At 57.4% G+C, this 18,623-nt stretch carries 16 protein-coding genes; 7 read left to right on the forward strand and 9 right to left on the reverse strand.

Going from position 1 to position 18,623, the window contains the following annotated elements:
* Positions 1-119: 119 nt before the first annotated feature.
* From ACI7MX_RS09355 to ACI7MX_RS09390, 8 genes are all read right to left on the reverse strand, one after another.
* Positions 120-1,778, reverse strand: coding sequence for an ATP-dependent DNA ligase (locus ACI7MX_RS09355; protein WP_405587311.1), 1,659 nt, complete (start codon positions 1,776-1,778; stop codon positions 120-122).
* Complete coding sequence (locus tag ACI7MX_RS09360; protein ID WP_405587308.1) at positions 1,775-2,794, reverse strand: ligase-associated DNA damage response exonuclease; 1,020 nt, start codon at positions 2,792-2,794, stop codon at positions 1,775-1,777. Before ACI7MX_RS09360 ends, ACI7MX_RS09355 begins: the two co-directional genes overlap by 4 nt.
* Before the next feature lie 202 nt (positions 2,795-2,996).
* Positions 2,997-5,459 (reverse strand): penicillin acylase family protein, encoded by a 2,463-nt coding sequence (locus ACI7MX_RS09365; RefSeq protein WP_405587305.1) that lies wholly within the window; start codon positions 5,457-5,459, stop codon positions 2,997-2,999.
* 262 nt (positions 5,460-5,721) lie between these two features.
* Positions 5,722-6,363, reverse strand: coding sequence for a glutathione binding-like protein (locus ACI7MX_RS09370; protein ID WP_314487799.1), 642 nt, complete (start codon positions 6,361-6,363; stop codon positions 5,722-5,724).
* A 174-nt stretch (positions 6,364-6,537) separates the two neighbouring features.
* On the reverse strand, positions 6,538-6,750 hold the full coding sequence (locus tag ACI7MX_RS09375; RefSeq protein WP_122784755.1) for an SEC-C metal-binding domain-containing protein: 213 nt from the start codon (positions 6,748-6,750) through the stop codon (positions 6,538-6,540).
* A 7-nt stretch (positions 6,751-6,757) separates the two neighbouring features.
* Complete coding sequence (locus ACI7MX_RS09380) at positions 6,758-7,243, reverse strand: LEA type 2 family protein (RefSeq protein ID WP_314487796.1); 486 nt, start codon at positions 7,241-7,243, stop codon at positions 6,758-6,760.
* Between the two features lie 29 nt (positions 7,244-7,272).
* Positions 7,273-7,749: a YchJ family protein gene (locus tag ACI7MX_RS09385; protein WP_314487793.1), complete on the reverse strand. Its 477-nt coding sequence runs from the start codon at positions 7,747-7,749 to the stop codon at positions 7,273-7,275.
* Between the two features lie 4 nt (positions 7,750-7,753).
* Positions 7,754-8,251 carry a DUF6231 family protein gene (locus ACI7MX_RS09390; RefSeq protein ID WP_314487791.1) on the reverse strand — a complete coding sequence of 166 codons (498 nt, stop codon included), beginning with the start codon at positions 8,249-8,251 and terminating at the stop codon, positions 7,754-7,756.
* A gap of 318 nt (positions 8,252-8,569) precedes the next feature.
* Here ACI7MX_RS09390 and ACI7MX_RS09395 point away from each other — a divergent pair, with 318 nt between their 5' ends.
* Together ACI7MX_RS09395 and ACI7MX_RS09400 are read left to right on the forward strand one after the other, a co-directional pair.
* A complete protein-coding gene (locus tag ACI7MX_RS09395) occupies positions 8,570-8,848 on the forward strand; it encodes a DUF1145 domain-containing protein (protein ID WP_405587300.1) in 279 nt (92 codons plus the stop codon).
* The gene (locus ACI7MX_RS09400; RefSeq protein WP_314487787.1) at positions 8,841-9,599 is read left to right on the forward strand and encodes a collagen-like protein; all 759 of its coding nucleotides are present in this window, start codon (positions 8,841-8,843) and stop codon (positions 9,597-9,599) included. The genes ACI7MX_RS09395 and ACI7MX_RS09400 overlap by 8 nt, the downstream gene beginning before the upstream one ends.
* Positions 9,600-9,715: 116 nt before the next feature.
* Here the strand turns inward: ACI7MX_RS09400 and ACI7MX_RS09405 are convergent, their stop codons facing one another.
* Positions 9,716-10,180 (reverse strand): CopD family protein, encoded by a 465-nt coding sequence (locus tag ACI7MX_RS09405; protein WP_405587297.1) that lies wholly within the window; start codon positions 10,178-10,180, stop codon positions 9,716-9,718.
* Between the two features lie 98 nt (positions 10,181-10,278).
* On the opposite strand from ACI7MX_RS09405, the gene dinG reads away from it, so the two are divergent.
* The 5 genes from dinG to ACI7MX_RS09430 all read left to right on the forward strand — a co-directional run bounded on the left by dinG (position 10,279) and on the right by ACI7MX_RS09430 (position 18,616).
* Positions 10,279-12,423 (forward strand): ATP-dependent DNA helicase DinG, encoded by a 2,145-nt coding sequence (dinG, locus tag ACI7MX_RS09410; protein ID WP_314487780.1) that lies wholly within the window; start codon positions 10,279-10,281, stop codon positions 12,421-12,423.
* A 98-nt stretch (positions 12,424-12,521) separates the two neighbouring features.
* Entirely contained in the window at positions 12,522-14,873 is a 2,352-nt protein-coding gene (locus ACI7MX_RS09415; RefSeq protein WP_405587293.1) for a beta-galactosidase, read from the forward strand.
* A 113-nt stretch (positions 14,874-14,986) separates the two neighbouring features.
* A complete protein-coding gene (locus ACI7MX_RS09420; protein WP_405587290.1) occupies positions 14,987-16,132 on the forward strand; it encodes a serine hydrolase domain-containing protein in 1,146 nt (381 codons plus the stop codon).
* Positions 16,133-16,363: 231 nt separating this feature from the next.
* On the forward strand, positions 16,364-17,509 hold the full coding sequence (locus ACI7MX_RS09425; protein WP_405587287.1) for a serine hydrolase domain-containing protein: 1,146 nt from the start codon (positions 16,364-16,366) through the stop codon (positions 17,507-17,509).
* Between the two features lie 108 nt (positions 17,510-17,617).
* The gene (locus ACI7MX_RS09430; RefSeq protein ID WP_405587284.1) at positions 17,618-18,616 is read left to right on the forward strand and encodes an OmpA family protein; all 999 of its coding nucleotides are present in this window, start codon (positions 17,618-17,620) and stop codon (positions 18,614-18,616) included.
* Positions 18,617-18,623: the final 7 nt, after the last annotated feature.

The raw sequence follows: 18,623 nt of genomic DNA on the forward strand, positions 1-18,623 counted from the left end.
GCAATTTCCGATCCACAGTCCAAAGGCCAGTCGGTAAAAGGGATTAAAAGGGTCAACCAAGACGTGAGTGTTCATTAATCGAGCATGAACACAGAGGCGCTCCAAAACAGGGCAGCGCTTCAATTCAATAAGGCGCCAAGTGTTTCCAGGCTGTCGGCGTCCTCGATACCCTTGTCATGCCGCCAGCGCAGCATGCGCGGAAAGCGCACGGCAATGCCGCTTTTATGGCGTTTTGACAGGGCGATCCCTTCAAAGCCCAGCTCAAACACCAAACTGGGCGTGACGCTGCTGACCGGGCCGAATTTTTCAACCGTGGTTTTGCGCACAATCGCATCGACCTTGCGCATTTCTTCATCGGTCAGTCCGGAATACGCTTTGGCGAACGGGACTAGCTGGCGGTCGGCTTTTTCGGCGGGACCGTCCCATACGGCAAAGGTGTAATCGCTGTAGAGGCTGGCGCGCCGGCCATGGCCGCGCTGAGCGTAAATCAATACCGCATCAACGCTGAACGGGTCGACTTTCCACTTCCACCACACGCCCACCTCTTTAGTGCGTCCAACGCCATAGTGGGCATTGCGCGACTTCAACATCATGCCCTCAACCCCGAGGCTGCGTGACGCGAGGCGCTGTTGTGCAAGATCCTCCCAGTCTTTGCCCTGCAGGACGGGGGACAGGCGCAAGCACGAGTCGTTGCTGCTGTTGATCACGCATTCCAGCTGCGCCCTGCGTTGATGTTGGGGGTGTTGACGCCAGTCATCGCCTTGCCACTCCAGCAGGTCATAAGCCAGCAGCACCACGGGAATATCGGTGAGTATTTTTTTGCTGAGGGTTTTTCGGCCGATCCGCTGTTGCAACAGTGCGAAAGGCTGGACGGCAGGCGTCTGAGCATCGGGAGCGTCTTTCCAGACGACGATTTCACCATCCAAAACCGTGCCGTCGGGCAAGTCGATGGCCATGCGCTGCAATTCCGGAAAGCGCTCGCTGATCAACTCTTCGCCTCTTGACCATATCCACACTTGACCGTCCCGCTTGACGATTTGGGCGCGGATACCGTCCCACTTCCATTCCACCTGCCAGTCGCCGCATGGCCCCAACTGCGCATCGAACTGTTCTGTGGGCAGTTGCAGCGGGTGAGCCAGAAAAAAAGGATAAGGCTGGCCTCCGCGCAGGGCGTGTTCGTCAGCGGACTCAGTGGCGATCAACTTGAGGTAATCGGCCGCGACGGGTGTGCGGGAGAGTTCGGTATAGCCCACCAAACGCTGAGCCACGCGTTTACTGTCGACGCTGGCTAAAGCGGCAAGGGCGCGGGTGACCAGTAGTTTGGATACGCCCACTCGAAAGTTGCCGGTGATCAGCTTGATGCACACCATCAGGCTTTGCTGATCCAGTTGCTCCCATAATTCAGGTAATCGCTGCGCCAAGTCTGCTGGCGGCTGGCCGCGTAAGGGCAACAGTTGCTGTTCAACCCACTCGGCTAATCCGGCATCGCTACTGTGGCGGTTTTCGGGAAGCAACAGGGACAGGGTTTCAGCCAAGTCTCCGACCGCTTGATAGCTCTCTTCAAATAGCCATTCGGGCAAGTTCGCCAATTGCATGCCGATTTCACGTAGAACCCGGCTGGGCACCAATTGCCGTGGGCGACCACCGGCCAGGAAGTACACCGCCCACGCCGCGTCACTGGGTTGAGCCTGGCTGAAGTAGCCTTGCAACGCAGCCAGCTTGGCATTGCTGGACGTGGTGGCATCAAGCTGACCATATAACTGCGCAAAGGCTTTCATGGGGCAGGCTCCGGTTCTGGCATCGCCTCTTCGTCGTCCCCGTACTCAGTGCTAAAACCCTGAGCGTTGAGGCCTTTGTCAGCCAGATAGCGCACCAACGTGGCCACTGAACCATGGGTCACCATCACCCGCTCGGCGCCGGTCTGCTCAATCGCCCACAACAGTCCAGGCCAGTCAGCATGGTCGGAGAGCACAAAACCACGGTCTACACCCCGGCGCCGACGAGGCCCTCGCAGGCGCATCCAGCCGCTGGCAAAGGCGTCGCTGTAGTCGCCAAAACGGCGCATCCAGGTGCTGCCCCCCGCGGACGGCGGTGCCAGAATCAGCGCTTGGCGCAACAGCGGGTCGGTTTTTTTGATGTCGCCGGCATACAGCGTTGGCGGGATGAAAATGCCGGCGTCGCGATAGACGCGGTTCAGCGGTTCGACTGAGCCGTGGGCGACGATGGGGCCGAGGGTTGAGTCAATCCCGTGCAAGATGCGTTGCGCTTTGCCGAACGCATAACAGAACAGCACGCTGGCTTTGCCCTGTTGCTGATTGGCCCGCCACCATTGATTAATTTCGGCAAATATCTCGGCTTGAGGCTGCCAGCGGTAAATCGGCAGGCCAAAGGTCGATTCCGTGATGAAAGTGTGACAGCGCACGGGTTCAAACGGCGCGCAGGTGCCATCGGGCTCGACTTTGTAATCCCCTGACGCGACCCACACCTCGCCCTCATATTCCAGTCGAACCTGGGCTGAACCCAATACATGCCCGGCGGGATGAAAACTGAGGGTGACCCCGTGGTGTTTGAGCGTTTCGCCGTACGCCAGGGTTTGCAAGTTAATGTCCTGCCCCAGTCGCGCGCGCAGGATTCCAGCGCCGGGTTCTGCGGCCAGATAGTGTGAATTGCCGGTACGGGCATGGTCGCCGTGGCCGTGAGTGATGACAGAACGCTCCACGGCACGCCATGGGTCGATGTAGAAATCACCGGGCGGGCAATACAACCCTTCGGGGCGAGCGATAACAAGGTCCATAAGCATGCCGGGGCAGAGGGCTTGTTAATTGAGAGCGCAGGAGAGGGCGGGAAGTTCGATCCCGAGGTGCAACGCCTGTAGCCGCTGTCGAGTAATGCGAGGCTGCGTTCGACGATGTACCCGATATAAGGGTTTACGACGGCTGCGCCGCCGATCGTAGCCTCGCATTACTCGTCAACGGCTACGGTTTATCCGGGTTGATTCATTTACCCGGCACCAATGTCAGGCGGGTTTTGCCGTACACCCTGTCGAAATTTTGCGGATGCATCGGGAAACTGAGGTAGTGGCCCTTCAGCCACGGATCAATGCCATCAAGGTAGTGCGGGCTGGCCGGGTTGCTGGATTGGCCGGTGCTGTTTTGAGCCATCATCGGTTCAATCTGACCAAAGTCGACGATCATGCGCATCGCCGGAATGAGGGTCGTTTCGAAGGTGTTTGCGCCCACGTTGTAAGCCGCCATGTTGAGCGTGGTGTGGTCGCCGCCTGCCGCTATCGGGCCGCGAACCGTCTGACCATTGTTGTTGCGCCACAGGTAATGATGCAGTTTGCCCCACTGCCACGCCTTGTGATCGCTGCCCATCAGGCTTTCGCCCGTGTTGATTGCGGCGGCAAGACTGCGGGCCAGGATGGCCGGCTTGTCCTCTTTTTGCGGGGTGCTGATGTCATCCCAGAACGGGCTGTCTTCGCGGCCCAACAAGTGATCGGCCTGAGCGGAATACGATTGGCCGCCATTGGCGATAAAGGCATTCCAGCCCGGGCTGTTGTCAGGGCCCAGTTCATCCTGAAAAATCTGTTGGGTACTGGTTTGCAAGAACAGCTCGTACAGCGCTGCATCGGCTGATGTCGCGCTGAGTTTGCCGTCAAAGGCCATTAACCGGGTCAGGGCTTCGCGGGCTCTGCTTTGATCTGCCGCAGGCAAAGCAGCAATGGCCTGCTTCAACGGCTGGGCCATGCCGGGGGCACTGAACATGGCTTTGAGTTTGGCTGCAAACAGGGTGGTCTGGTCATATTGCATCGCAATCATGCTGCGAGCGTCCTGCTTGCCACTGCCAGCCAATTGCGCAAGACGTTCGCTGCGCTCCGGCGACAGCCACGAATTGGACAACTGCATGCCGTAACCAAACGCCGCCGTGCGTTGATTGGCCGTACCCAGCCAGCCCTGAGTCGGGTCCTGATCGTAGGGGTGAAGCATCGCGTCGGCGTAACCATTCCAGTCATAGCGGCTGTCCCAACCCGGCGACGGCAGCAGCCCGATGCCTTCCTGGCGGTTTGGATATAGCCCGGTGACTTGCCAGCCAATATGGCTGGCATCGGCATACAGAAGATTGAGCGCGACAGCGCGGATTTCTCGGCTGGCGTCAGACGCTTTTTCGCTGTTTTGGGCGCGGGACAGGTCGAAGAAGGCATCCAGGGTTTTGTCGCCTTTGACGTCCGGCGTTTGTAGGGCAAGACCCAGGCCGCTATTCAGCGCTGTCGGTGTACCCAGTGCACTGTTGAGTAATGGCCCGTGGCGGGTGACATAAATCGTTTCACGGACCGGGCGCTGGCCTTTGATAAAAAAGGTTTCAGTGCGGGCGGTCGCCGGTAGCCATTTGCCGTTGGCCAGGTAATAAAGCGTGTTGCCCTGGAGTTTGAGTTTTTCCAGAAACACATCCTGGTTATCGCCCATGGCCATGCTCATGCCCCAGGCAACCTTGCCGTTGAACCCGGCAAACAAGGTGGGCAGGCCGGCGATCGTGGCGCCTGCTGCCTGGTATTTAGGCGCGCGGATTTGCACGTAACTCCAGGCTGACGGTACGCCGATGGGCTGGTGAATGTCATTGGCCAGCAAGCTTTTGCCGCTACGGCTGCGTGGTGGGCCGATGGCCCAGTCACTGGACGCTGTAACGCCGGGCAGGCTCAGTTGGGTGACCTGCTCAAGGGCTTGGGTCACACCGCTCAAACCTTGCAACTGGCGGCCAAGGTCGAGCCCTTTGAGTTTGTCGGTTTCGGCTGCAGGCAAGGCTTCACTTGGGTAGGTGGGGGTTAGCCAGGCGAGTTTGTCAGTGCCGACTGTTTGCGCGAGTGCGAGCGAGTTCAACTCTTCTTGCAGGTTGGTCGACATGCCGAAGCTCAACAAACTGAAAATCAGCGCACTGTCTTCGGGCTTCCAGTACTCGGCTTTATAGCCGGCCTGAGCCAGATCGGCCGGGAGCTTGTCGCGATAGCGGAACAGGTAGGCGTTGACTCCGCGCGCATAAACCTCGAAGAACTTTTTGAGGCGCGGGGACGCGCTTCTATACAGTTCATCGGCATTGGCTTTCAGATTGATACTGCGCATCAGGCGGTCGGCAGGCAGTGCGTCGCTGCCATTGAGTTCCGCCAATCGGCCTTGAGCCATCAGGCGCAGGCGCACCATCTGGCTGATACGGTCGCTGGCGTGTACGTAACCCAGGGTGAACAAGGCGTCATGAAAGTTGCTGCTTTCTATCAGCGGCATGCCTTGGCTGTTGCGCCGAACCGACACGTTTTGTGCCAGCCCTTTGAGCGGCTGTGTGCCGGAGGTGGGAACCAGAGTCTCGCCGGCATTATTTTGGCTCTGACAACCGGCCAGACCCAGCAAGGTGCCCATTGCCGCGGCAACGCCGAACCGGGGTAAAAAACGAAAAAGGGCTGGCGAGGCCATGGCGAAGCTCCTGCGGGGGGGTAGTGTCGTCGAAAGGCGCTACGTTAGTGAGGCCGATGACACTGCGCAAGCGCTATCTTGGCGCCCGATTGAGAATGTAAAACCTGTAGCAGTTGGCGAGCAGCGCGAGACTGCGTCCGGCTGCATCGCAGTCGTAAAACCATTCACTCCAGTGTGTCAGGCGCATCACAGTGGTCAGGTTTACGATCGTTTCGCGTTCGAACGTAGCCTCGCGCTGCTCGTCACCGGCTACAGATGTTGCCTATTGCGGCGGGTTGATTTTTTCGACCAGCGCATAGGCCCGTACGGTGGCCGGGCGTTCCTGGATGCGCTCAAACCACACTTTCAGGTGCGGGAAGTCGTCGAGGTTCTGACCTTGCCACGTGTGCGGCACAATCCACGGGTAAATGGCCATGTCGGCGATGCTGTACTCGTCTCCCGCTACGAACTGGCGGCCTTCCAAGTGCTTGTTCAGCACCCCGTAGAGGCGCGCGGTTTCGTCGACGTAACGTTTTATCGCGTAGGGGATTTTTTCGGGGGCGAAGCGACTGAAGTGATGGTTTTGTCCGGCCATTGGGCCAAGGCCGCCCATTTGCCAAAACAGCCATTGCAAGGCCATTTGCCGGCCACGCAGGTCTTTAGGCAGGAAACGCCCGGTTTTTTCTGCGAGGTAGAGCAGGATGGCGCCTGATTCAAAGAGGGAGAGGGGGCCGCCGTCATCGGCTGGCGCCTGGTCGATAATCGCCGGTATGCGGTTATTCGGTGAAATCTTCAGAAAGTCCGGGGCGAACTGTTCGTTCTTGCTGATGTTGATCGGATGAATCGTGTAGGGCAGGCCGGCTTCTTCAAGAAATAACGAGACTTTGTGCCCGTTGGGGGTGGTCCAGTAATAAAGATCGATCATGAAGGGCTCCAGAAGGAAAGGTTCACGCAGCCTTGGCGATTCACTGCGGACTCTCAGTTTTACTCCCTATGGCGCATCGGTTGAAAGTGTTTGTGGGAATTTTCATCTTTGCAAAAATACACACGCCGCACGTGCCGAAGGCAGGTGCGGCGTGAGTGGGGCGTTTTTTAAGGATCAGGCGCCGTGGCACTTTTTGAATTTCTTGTTGCTGCCGCAAGGGCACGGGTCGTTGCGGCCAACGTCTTTCAGTTCGTTGCGCACCGGTTCTTGAGGCGCATGGCCGCAATGAGGGCCATGTACGTGACCGTTGTCGTGGTCATGGGCGTGATCATGGTGATCATGATCGTGGTTGCAGTCTGGGCCATGAACGTGGGGTTGCTGGGTCATTACTGAATCACTCTGGAATAAAATCGGCGGCGATTATCTCGCCTTTACGCATCACGTGCACGTCGTAACCGAAGAACAGGCCTGTTTCAAGTGTGCCTTCGAGACGATAGGGGATGGCCTGCTCGGGTGTTTCCAGCAATTTGACCAACGTGCGCACATGGGGCCATAGGTTAGTGCGGATCGGCACCACAAACTGGGCGTGGCTGTTGGGCGCTACGCTGAACCACTGGCTGTATTCACCTTCACTGAGTTTTATCGGCCCCAGGTACACCACATAACGGATACCGCGCACGGTCAATGTCGAGTCATTGGGGTTGTCGACCCTGAAGTGCAACTTGAAACGTTGTTCCAGCACCTTGGCCTTGACCAGTTCGACGCGAACCAACTGCACTTGTGGGTCTTTGTCACCGGAACCAAACCAGGAGGCGCAACCCGAGAGTGTCAGAACCATCATCAACAAGAGGGTTCGAGTTATTCGAGTTCGAGAATCCATTCGCTACTCCTGATCGGGTTATCCCCCGATTACTGGTTGAAAAAACCGGCGCAACATTTTTTGAATTTAAATCCGCTGGCACAAGGGCAAGCGTCATTGCGTCCGACTTTAAGGGGCACGGTTGGGTCGATGAAATACCAACGACCTGCCTGTTGTACAAATGAAGAGCGTTCGCGATGGCTGTGTTCGCCAGCGGCGTCGTGCCACCGTGCAGTAAAGGTCACAAACGCGTGTTCCGGTTGACCGCCGAACACTTCGCTGTTTTCAACCTCCAGACCCAGCCACGTACTTTGCGCGCTCCACTGGGAAATAGACTGGCGATCAAGCCCTGCTTGTTGCACGGGCAGTGTGGTCCCGACAAGGTAGTCAATCAGCCCCAACACGTAGGCACTGTAGCGTGACCGCATCAGCAATTCGGCACTGGGAGGCGGATGCCCGGCGTGATACTGACCGCAGCAGGCGTCGAGTGAATTTCCGCTGCCGCACGGGCAAATAGACGTACTCATCGATTTACCACCAATATTTGCCAAAATTCTCGGGATTGGCCCAAAACCTGGCATTGAGCCAGTCGGGTACTTGCTTGTACTCGCGCAAATCGTACGTGAACAGCGTCAGTACCTGTTCATCGCGCTGAAAGTGCTCACTGCTTTGTAAGGCCAGGGCGAAAAAGTCGGTTTCTGTCCAGCCACAGGCATTCAGATCCGCCAGCACAGCAATACGGCTGGCATTGAGGTTACGAATACCCCCCAACAGTTCCAGCCCTTCGCGCTTGGGCAGATGCTCCAGACAATCGAGCACCAGTGCCAGATCAAAGCGTTGTGCCGCCAGATGTGGCGGTAAAGCACCGGGTCTGGCATGGCAGACAACGGCATCCGGGTGCGCGTTCTTGAACGCGGCCAGCGCCGGGAACTCGCTGGCGCCGACAACCAGCAGGCGTGGTGGCGCATAGCGATCAAGCAATGCAGCCAGTGCTTGCTGGGGCGTGCGTGTAGAAAAACCAGACGTCATGGAAAGTCCTCAATCAGAACGACCAAGACTAGCCTGCTCACGCCTTGCGGCCTAGTGCCGATCACTCGGCTGGCGCAGAACCTGAGGCGGGTCTTTACTTTCCAGTCGTGTGGCCGCTGACTAGCAATGACATTTTCGGGGCTGAAAAAAAAACGCGGGCAAACCCCGATCTAGAGCGCTTGTGCCAAAATCCTCACGCGCGGTGATGTTGGGTAAGAGTCATCAAGCGGCGGGCAATTTATTTATCATGTTCACTGGCGTCAGCCTCCCGTGAGCCGTTAATGTGCGTTTAAAGAAAAACTTATAAAGGGCAGGGGTATGAAGGTGATTTGGGGGTTGGGGAAAATATTGATGGTGTTGTTTTGGGGAGTGGCGCTCTACAACGTCTTCAAACCGCTGATTAACCCCTTTGATCTACTGATTAATCTGGCTGGCAGCTTACTGTTGCTGACCCATTTGCTTGAAATACTGTTATTCAATCGCAGCTTGCGGGATCGTCCGCATCCTTGGCGTGATCGCCTTTACATCCTGTTGTTAGGCATTCTTCACGTACAGACTTTTCGCCCTTCGACCGAACGAGACCCCAGCCATGCGTAAGTTATGCCTGTTGGCTGCCCTGTGCAGCCCTTTTGCCCATGCTGAAGTTGTCATGGTTGAAGCCAATACCTTCATGCGTTTACCTGCCAATACGGGCGTGCTGCAGCTGGAAAAACTCGATGTGGCTGATTACGGCACGTTGTTGATTCCGGCGGGTGTGACTCAGGTCAGCATCGACCAATTGCATTTGGGACGAGAGGCACGCATCACCATCGTGCCGGCCGACAACGCCATTGAACTGCGCGTGGCTCAGGCTGAACTTGAAGAAGGCAGCCAGATCAACGCCCGTGGCGCTGCTGGCAATTATGAAAAACCTGCCCGATCGGCCCGTGATCTGAATGTGCGGATTGAATCGTTGCAAGCGCCCAAGTTGATCATTGATGCGCGTGGCGGCAAAGGGGCACCCGGTTATGCGGGGCTTGATGGTGGCAACGGCTCGGAGCCGGGATGCACATGGGGTTCTGCGGGCAAAGGTCATAACGGAGAGAATGGCGGTGATGGACAGGCGGGGGCACCGGGTGCACACGTGCGTCTCGAACTGCCCCGCGACTACCCCGATGACGCGGTCAGTGTTCAGGTTGATGGCGGCGCGGGGGGTAACCCGGGCGAAGCTGGTCGGCCTGGTGCGGGGGGTAAATCCAAAGGTTGCGTGGTTTACCGCACCGATGGCGCCAAACCGGGACGTCCAGGCCTGGCAGGCCAGCCTGGCGATGCAGGCAGTGCGGGTGCTGTAACGATTACTCGGTTGTAAGTTAGATCTAGCTGCAAGCGGCAAGCTACGAGCTGCAAGCTGCAAGCTACAAGCTACAAGCTACAAGCTACAAGCTTGAGGCTTGAGGCTTGCAGCTCACAGCTTTATAGCTGCCTCTAAAACATTGGTCGTGCGGCTGCAATGGCTACCAGCACGACTCCCACCATCAAATTACACCCCACCATGCGCCGAATCTTGACCATCACCGCCGCACCGGCCGCGCACTCCTGCGCCTCAACTGCCCGGCGTAACTCCGGCACCTGCAATGACTGAACCCGAATAAACAACGCCACCATCACAATGTACAAACCCATCATCACCTGCACATACCGTGGCGCGGTTTCAAACCCGCTAAACCGCATCTGTAACAGACCCACACCGCTTATCGGCAAAATAATCACCGCTGCCCAGACCCACACAAAAAAACGCTGAAACACTTCTAACCACAGCTTCAACCGTGCGGGACCCTCAAGGGCCGCTACAGCGGCGGGGCGCAGGATCATCCAGGCGAAAAACATGCCGCCCACCCACAGCATGGCGGCCAATAAATGAAGGCTGTAGGCGAGGGCAAAGGTTGTCATTGGGGTACTCCGTTCGGCGCGGGATGAATTAGCGGGGTATGATAGCGGCCATTCGAACCACTGAAAATTTATCCAGCGTTTCTTGCGCCCGAAGAACCATGATTAGTAACGAACTCAAATCCCAGATCCAGGGCGCATACTCGCGTTTTCTCGAAGCCAAGAGCCTCAAGCCACGCTATGGCCAGCGTTTGATGATCGCCGAAGTGGCTAAAGTGCTGGGCGACATCGACACCGATGATGAAGGCCACCGCAGTGGTGACCCGGCCGTGGTCGCCGTTGAGGCCGGCACCGGCACGGGTAAAACCGTTGCTTATAGCCTGGCGGCCATTCCCACTGCTAAAGCGGCTGGTAAGCGCCTGGTGATCGCCACGGCGACTGTCGCGCTGCAAGAGCAAATTGTCTACAAAGACCTGCCCGACCTGATGCGCAACAGCGGGCTGAATTTCAGCTTCGCGCTGGCCAAAGGCCGCGGGCGCTATATGTGCCTGTCCAAACTCGACATGCTGCTGCAAGAAGGCCATGCACAGACCGCAACGGCGCAGTTGTTTGAAGAGGAAGGCTTCAAGATTGAAGTCGATGAAGCCAGCCAAAAACTGTTTACCAGCATGATCGAAAAGCTCGCCGGTAATAAGTGGGATGGTGATCGCGACAGTTGGCCCCAAGCCCTGGAAGATCAGGACTGGGCGCGCCTGACCACCGATCACAGTCAGTGCACCAACCGTCATTGCCCCAACTTCGGTCAGTGCGCCTTTTACAAGGCGCGCGAAGGCATGAGCAAGGTGGATGTGATCGTCACCAACCATGACATGGTGCTGGCCGATCTGGCGCTGGGCGGCGGCGCGGTGCTGCCCGATCCACGGGACACGCTGTATGTGTTCGATGAAGGCCATCACTTGCCCGACAAGGCCATTGGTCATTTCGCGCATTACACCCGTTTGCGCTCAACGGCCGACTGGCTGGAGCAAACCGCAAAAAACCTGACCAAATTGCTGGCTCAACATCCGTTGCCGGGTGATTTGGGGCGTTTGCTGGAGCAGGTTCCGGAGTTGGCGAAAGAGATCAAGGGCCAGCAACAGTTCATGTTTAGCGCCTGCGAGCAAATCGCTGATTTCAAACCCGGTGACGAGCCCGAAGGCCGAGAACGCCCACGCCACCGTTTCGTCGGGGGGCTGATTCCAGACCACTTGCGTGAAATGGGCATCGAACTGAAAAAAGGCTTCTCGCGCCTGACCGATCTGTTCACTCGCCTGACCGAGATTCTCAAGGACGGCATGGATGGTGAGGTCAATATCGGCATCACCAGCAATCAGGCCGAAGAATGGTACCCACTCTTTGGCAGTCTGTTATCCCGTGCTCAGGGTAATTGGGAGCTGTGGACGGCATTCACCACCGAAGATCCTGAAGACAACCCGCCTATGGCACGCTGGCTAACGCTGGCCGAGAGTGGCTCGCTGTTTGATATTGAGGTGAATGCTAGCCCGATTCTTGCCGCCGAAATGCTTCGCCGTAACCTGTGGAATGTCGCCTACGGCGCGTTGGTGACGTCGGCGACATTGACTGCACTGGGCACATTTGACCGTTTTCGCATGCGTGCCGGGCTGCCCAAAGCCGCGGTCACGGCGGTGGTGCCAAGCCCATTTCATCACGCAGATGCCGGAGTCTTGCGCGTACCTGACCTCAAAGCCGACCCGCGCGATGCCGTGGCCCATACGGCGGCAATCATTCGTGACTTGCCCGGCCTGGTTGAGGGCTCGCGGGGCACGCTGGTGCTGTTCTCCTCGCGCAAGCAAATGCAGGACGTCTTCGATGGCCTGGAGCGTGACTGGCGAAAACAAGTGTTCATTCAGGGCAACCTGTCAAAACAGGAAACCCTCAACAAACACAAGGCGCGAGTGGACGGCGGCGATTCCAGCGTGCTGTTCGGGCTGGCCAGTTTTGCCGAAGGGGTGGATTTGCCCGGCGCGTACTGCGAACACGTGGTCATCGCTAAAATTCCGTTCTCGGTGCCCGATGATCCGGTCGAAGCCGCATTGGCTGAGTGGATCGAAGCCCGGGGCGGTAACCCCTTCATGGAGATTTCAGTGCCTGATGCCTCGCTCAAACTGGTACAGGCGTGTGGTCGTTTACTGCGCACTGAGCAGGACCGCGGCACCATCACCTTGCTGGATCGTCGGCTGGTGACTCAGCGCTATGGCAAGGCGATCCTTAATGCCCTGCCGCCTTTTCGTCGTGAAATTTCATAAGTGCAGGCCGGCTCAATTACCGGCTTTGCAGTCGTCTATGCTGTGACATTCGAAACCTCACAGGCCGGCTTTCGGCCGTTTGGGAGAACCTGATCCATATGATTTGCCGCTCGCTCTCTGCTGTTTTTGCGCTGCTGGTCACGACGCCGCTGTTGGCGGCGCCTACCAGTCAACAAACCCTGTTTAACTTCGTTCGCCCCGCCGATGTGGTGCAAGTGGCAACTGAAGATGCAGATTTGCCGCAATACAATGCGGAACAAACGGCCGAAGGCGAAGTGCTGCGCCGCGTGACGTTCAGTCCGGCGGCGGCGCCCAGTGTGCGGTTAACCCCGCAGACCGGGGTCTGGGACTGGTCACAGTCGGGCATGATGACCCTGCGCATTCAGAACGCGATGAACTGGGCATTGACCCTCGATATCACCGTCAAGAGCTCCGACGGCAAGACCCTCACCAGTCGCGTCGACTTGCCGGCAGGGCCTGCGCAAACCCTGCTGCTGCCATTGCAGGCCAATACGCCGCACAGCCAAGGCATGCGCGCAGGCCCGCCGATGCCGATGACCCTGGACGGGCAACGCATTCTGCTGGCCAGCAGCCAGGGCCAGATAGATCGCAGTCAAGTGGCTTCAGTGACACTGTCGATCCCGCAGCCCAAAGCCGCGCAAAGCATCTTGCTGGAACGTTTTGGTGTACAGGACGGCGAGGGCGTCATCAAGTCGGTTTACGGCTCAATCGTCGATGGTTATGGCCAGTCGACCCGGGCTAGATGGCCTGAGCGTGTGGCCAATGACGAACAGCTCAAGGCCGCTGCTGCCAAAGAGCAGCAGCAACTCAAGGGCTGGTTGGCCAACCGTACTGATGTGGACAAATACGGCGGCTGGCTAAAAGGTCCGGCATTGACCGCCACCGGCTTCTTTCACACTGAAAAGCGCAATGGTCGCTGGAATCTGGTGACCCCCGAAGGGCACCCGTTTTACTCGCTGGGGCTAAACGCGGTCACCGCCAACGACAGTCAGACCTATATCGATGGCCGAGAGTGGATGTTTACCGATTTGCCAAACGGCGATGCACCGCTGGCGGGTTATTACGGTTCTTCGAACAATAACAACGGCAACGGTGCCTCGCAGGGCCGCGGGTTCAACGCTGGCCGTTGGTACAACTTCTATGGGGCCAACCTGCAACGTATTTACGGTGAACCCTGCGTCGCCGGTAAAACACAGCCCGGTGCAGAACCTGTTATCCCGTGCGCCCCTGAAGCGTTTGACGCCAAGCGCTGGCAAACCCATACGCTGGATCGTTTGCAAGCCTGGGGCTTTAACACCATCGGTAACTGGAGTGATCCGGCACTGGGCCTCAATGACCGCGTGCCTTACACCCTGCCGCTTTCGATTGTGGGCGATTATGCCAGCATCAGTACCGGCACCGACTGGTGGGGCGGCATGCCTGACCCGTTCGACCCGCGTTTTGCCATGGCCACAGAGCGTGCGGTGGCCATTGCCGCCCGCGATCACCGTGATGACCCGTGGCTGATTGGCTACTTTGCCGATAACGAACTGGCGTGGGCTGGCCCCGGAGCTGATCCAAAGTCGCGCTATGCACTCGCTTTCGGCACTTTGCGCTTGACCACCGATGTACCTGCCAAGCGGGCGTTCCTCAAACAACTGCGTGACAAATACCGCAACCAGCAAGGCCTGTCCAAAGCCTGGGGCGTCGACATTCCTGCGTGGGAATTAATGGAAGATCCGGGTTTCGAGGCCCCCATGCCCAATCCTGAACATCCGGAAATCGAGGCGGACTATCAGTACTTCCAAAAGGTCTTCGCCGATACGTATTTCAAGACCATCTCTGACTCTCTGAAATGGCATGCGCCCAATCATTTGCTGCTCGGCGGGAGATTTTCAGTCAGCACGCCTGAAGCCGTTGCTTCGTGCGCGCAGTACTGTGATGTCTTGAGTTTCAACTTTTATACCCTGCAACCGCAGGACGGCTATGACTTCGCCAAGCTGCGCGAGTTGAACAAGCCGGTGATGATTACCGAATTCAACTTCGGTTCGCGTGACCGTGGCCCGTTCTGGGGGGGAGTAACCGAAGTTGCCAACGAAGAGGCCCGTGGACCGGCTTATGCGAAGTTCATCGCGCAGGCCGTGGCTGAACCTTCGATTGTCGGTGTGCATTGGTTCCAGTATTTGGATCAGCCCGTGACAGGGCGCTTGCTGGATGGTGAGAACGGTCACTTTGGCATGATCGGCATCACTGACCTGCCCTTTACCGGCTTTGTTGAAAGTGTACGCAAAACCAACCTTCAAGCCCTTGATCAATTGGGCGATCAAGCCGCCAAGGCGCAAGTGGATGCTGATCAGGCAGTCAAAGCCGCTCACCAAACCCCGCAGGAAGGCAATGGCGAGCGCTCTGGCGCGGGGCATGCGGGCGGTCACTCGGGTAAAGGCCACTGATCATCTGAACCCGATGAGTGGCGATGCATTTCGTCGCTCATCACGGGTTAGCTTCTTTATTAACGCCATTTAAAAACTAAGGTCATCCGTTCCAACTGAATGGAGTCTTCGAGATGGAAGCTAAAGGAAGATGTGCAAGTGGGTTCGAAGCCGTTCAGCAGGCGTTTGAGGCAATCTTCGACGATCCGCAGGAGCGTGGGGCAGGACTGTGTGTGCAGGTCGGCGGCGAAACAGTGGTCGATCTGTGGGCGGGTGTGGCGGATCTGGAGGGTCAAAAGCCTTGGAACCGCGACACTCTGGTTAATACGTATTGTGCGATAAAGCCGTTTACGGCAGTGGCTGCCTTGATGTTGGTGGAAGAGGGCAAGCTGGAGCTGGACGCCCCAGTTGCCCGCTACTGGCCAGAGTTCGCTCAAGGCGGCAAAGAGCGCATCACCTTGCGTCAGGTGATGTCTCACACCTCGGGCATTCCCGCCCTACGGCTGCCTAATCGCACGCCCATCATGTTTGACTGGGATGACATGGTGGAAATAACGGCGGCCGAACCCCTGTGGTGGCAGCCTGGCACTGATTTGGGCTACGGGGCCCTGACCTATGGCTGGATTATCGGTGAGCTGATCCGGCGGGTGGATGGGCGGGACCCTTGTACGTTTATCGCAGAGAACATCTCACAGCCCCATGAGCTGGACGTGCACATGGGGGTGGCTGACGAGCATTTTCATCGTATTGCACATTTCGATCGCGCCGAAGGGCGAGTCGGTGATCAATACGCGCTCGATCTGCGCGAGGTGATTGTCAATGAGCCTGAGCACGTTGCCACGCTTGCCTTTACCAATCCGGGGATTGGTCCTAAAGCCACCCACGATCCCCGATGGTGGCGTTATCGCCAGCCTGGCGTGAATGGTCATGGCACGGCCCATGGGCTGGCGGGCTTCTACAGTGCGCTGCTGGCCGGTCAATTGATCGGATCGGAGTTGCTGAGTGAATTCACCCGCGAACATAGCAACAGCATGGACCGCACGCTCTTGCGACCTATGCGCTATGGCCTGGGCTGCATGATGGAGCAGCCAGCCGACCCCGTAGCGTCTAACTGCATGGGCCCCAATACGTTTGGCCATGTGGGGCTGGGCGGCCCCGTCAGCTTCGCAGACCCGGAACGCGACGTGACCTTCGGTTTTGTCACCACGACAATGGGCAGTCACGTCTTGATGGACCCACGGGCCAGACAGCTGGCCACTCTGGTCTACGCCGCACTCTGAGCATCACTCTTCAGGGCCCTCTTGCGTTGGATTGGGCTCTGAAAAGCTGCTACTTATCCCTTATCGCTCTCTCGCGTTTCACAAAAAATCCACTGCGCCGCTGATACAGTCATCGAAGCATTACTGAATGCACAAAATTTGTGCGGTTGAGACCTTTGCTCTGTTTCAAAATTTGACCGGGGCTGGAACAATGCACGCCATTGAAAGCCATGCTTGATCCAGGAGGTAGGGGTGCAGATTCAAGGTTTTCACGACCTTCAGTTTGAAACAGTTCGCGAGGCATTTGCAGACCTGTTCAACGACCCGCAAGAGCGCGGTGCGGCCTTATGTGTCCAGATAGCCGGTGAAACAGTGCTGGACGTGTGGGCGGGGACTGCTGACAAGGACGCTCAGCAACCCTGGCATACCGACACGATTGCTAATCTGTTTTCGTGCACCAAAACCTTTACCGCAGTCACAGCGCTGCAATTGGTCGAGGAAGGCAAGCTGGAGCTGGATGTGCCTGTCGCCCGTTACTGGCCCGAGTTTGCGGCAGCAGGCAAGCAGGCCATCACGCTGCGCCAGTTGCTGAGTCATCGGGCCGGTTTACCCGCCTTGCGCGAAACCCTGCCGCGCGAGTCGTTGTATGAATGGCAGACGATGGTCGATGCCTTGGCCGCCGAGCAGCCTTGGTGGACGCCCGGTGACGGTCATGGTTATGCAGCAATTACCTATGGCTGGCTGGTGGGTGAGTTGATTCGCCGTGCAGACGGTCGTAGCCCCGGCCAATCGATTGTCGCTCGTACGGCCAAACCGCTGGGCCTGGATTTTCATGTGGGGTTAGCGGACGAAGAGTTCTACCGGGTAGCGCACATTGCCCGCGGCAAGGGAAACACCGGCGATGCGGCCTCGAAACGTCTGTTAATGACGATGATGAATGAGCCTGATGCGATGTCCACGCGGGCATTTACGAATCCGCCGTCTATTATGACCAGCACCAATACGCCCGAGTGGCGCCGGATGGAGCAGCCAGCGGCCAATGGTCATGGTAATGCCCGAAGTCTGGCCGGCTTTTACAGCGGTTTGCTTGATGGTCGTTTGCTGGAAGCGGAGATGCTTGAACAACTGACCCGCGAACACAGCATTGGCGAAGATAAAACCTTGCTGACCCAGACACGATTCGGGCTGGGTTGCATGCTGGATCAGCCGGACTTACCGAACGCTACGTTCGGACTGGGGCCAAAGGCGTTTGGTCACCCTGGCGCAGGAGGGTCAATAGGGTTTGCTGATCCGGAGCGGGAGGTAGCTTTCGGATTTGTAACCAACACCTTGGGACCTTATGTATTGATGGATCCGAGGGCGCAAAAGTTGGTTAAGGTATTGGCCGCCTGTCTGTAACGGTGTATTTGTAGTCCGTAGGTCGGAACGCTGTAGCTTTTATCCGGTTAATACGTTTTTTTAGTGGGCATATAGCCTGTTTTCATCAATTCATTGTGTGGATATTCAATGTCATCTAATAAGACTCTCGCCTTGGCACTTTGCCTTGCAATTACTGGTTGCGCACAAACTCCACAGAATAATGCCGAAAGTGGCCACAAATGGTGGCAGTTCGACTCTTTCGGTTCTTCGACATCGACCGATAAAAGTGCAGACGCTTCAGACAAGAAAGCCGCTCCTGCTGTTGAAAAGCCTAAAGTGGCCGTAACCGCTGCGCCTGCTGCTGCCACGACATCGGCTAAAAAATGGTGGTGGCCGTTCGATAGCGTCGCTAAAGAAACCCAGGCGGCGCCTATTGGCGTGATCCCGATGCCAGATCCGAAAGTGACTCAGGCCTGGCTTGATGAGTACGAGCCACGTCTGCGTACTGCTATTAAAGGCACCGACTTGAAGTTGGAGCGTCGCGAAAACCTGTTAGTGGTGGTGGCCTCTGCTGACAGCTCGTTCAAGGCAACGCGTCCAGACTTGTTGATGCCATCGATGCTCGGCCCGTTTACTCGTGTCGCCAAAGTGGTTGAAGGTGATCCTAAAACCGCCGTATTAGTGCTCGGTCATGCTGACTCAACCGGCGCCATGGCCAGCAATACCAAGTTGAGCCTGGATCGCGCCAAGTCAGTGGCCGCCATCTTTCGTATGAGCGGTTTGCAGGGTAATCGTCTGACCCTTCGTGGTATGGGTTCGGTGATGCCGCGTGCAGCGAACGACAGTAATGAAGGCCGTGCATTGAATCGCCGCGTCGAAATTATGATGACGCCGCAAGCCACTATGGTCGCGCTGGTCAGCCAATACGCTCAACCTGCACTGACCGCTGAGCAATTGGCCGCCGTGCAACCCGCCGTTGCGGCTTCCGCAGCTAAAAAGGCAGCTGCTCCGGCGAAAAAAGCCACCGTGGCCAAGAAAGCCACACCGGCTAAAAAAGCGGTGAAGCCGGCTCCAGCCAAAAAAGCAGTCGTTGCTAAAACGGCAGCGGCTAAAAAGGTTGCGACCAACGATCAAGCCAAAAACTGATTCGCCT

The organism is Pseudomonas sp. 2024-210, from assembly GCF_045062345.1.
Taxonomy (GTDB): Bacteria; Pseudomonadota; Gammaproteobacteria; order Pseudomonadales; family Pseudomonadaceae; genus Aquipseudomonas.

Bases quoted from the DNA above. Each gene is read 5' to 3' on its own strand.
- ACI7MX_RS09355 (WP_405587311.1), bottom strand. From the start codon at position 1,778: ATGAAAGCCTTTGCGCAGTTATATGGTCAGCTTGATGCCACCACGTCC.
- ACI7MX_RS09360 (WP_405587308.1), bottom strand. From the start codon at position 2,794: ATGGACCTTGTTATCGCTCGCCCCGAAGGGTTGTATTGCCCGCCCGGT.
- ACI7MX_RS09365 (WP_405587305.1), bottom strand. From the start codon at position 5,459: ATGGCCTCGCCAGCCCTTTTTCGTTTTTTACCCCGGTTCGGCGTTGCC.
- ACI7MX_RS09370 (WP_314487799.1), bottom strand. From the start codon at position 6,363: ATGATCGATCTTTATTACTGGACCACCCCCAACGGGCACAAAGTCTCG.
- ACI7MX_RS09375 (WP_122784755.1), bottom strand. From the start codon at position 6,750: ATGACCCAGCAACCCCACGTTCATGGCCCAGACTGCAACCACGATCAT.
- ACI7MX_RS09380 (WP_314487796.1), bottom strand. From the start codon at position 7,243: ATGGATTCTCGAACTCGAATAACTCGAACCCTCTTGTTGATGATGGTT.
- ACI7MX_RS09385 (WP_314487793.1), bottom strand. From the start codon at position 7,749: ATGAGTACGTCTATTTGCCCGTGCGGCAGCGGAAATTCACTCGACGCC.
- ACI7MX_RS09390 (WP_314487791.1), bottom strand. From the start codon at position 8,251: ATGACGTCTGGTTTTTCTACACGCACGCCCCAGCAAGCACTGGCTGCA.
- ACI7MX_RS09395 (WP_405587300.1), top strand. From the start codon at position 8,570: ATGAAGGTGATTTGGGGGTTGGGGAAAATATTGATGGTGTTGTTTTGG.
- ACI7MX_RS09400 (WP_314487787.1), top strand. From the start codon at position 8,841: ATGCGTAAGTTATGCCTGTTGGCTGCCCTGTGCAGCCCTTTTGCCCAT.
- ACI7MX_RS09405 (WP_405587297.1), bottom strand. From the start codon at position 10,180: ATGACAACCTTTGCCCTCGCCTACAGCCTTCATTTATTGGCCGCCATG.
- dinG (WP_314487780.1), top strand. From the start codon at position 10,279: ATGATTAGTAACGAACTCAAATCCCAGATCCAGGGCGCATACTCGCGT.
- ACI7MX_RS09415 (WP_405587293.1), top strand. From the start codon at position 12,522: ATGATTTGCCGCTCGCTCTCTGCTGTTTTTGCGCTGCTGGTCACGACG.
- ACI7MX_RS09420 (WP_405587290.1), top strand. From the start codon at position 14,987: ATGGAAGCTAAAGGAAGATGTGCAAGTGGGTTCGAAGCCGTTCAGCAG.
- ACI7MX_RS09430 (WP_405587284.1), top strand. From the start codon at position 17,618: ATGTCATCTAATAAGACTCTCGCCTTGGCACTTTGCCTTGCAATTACT.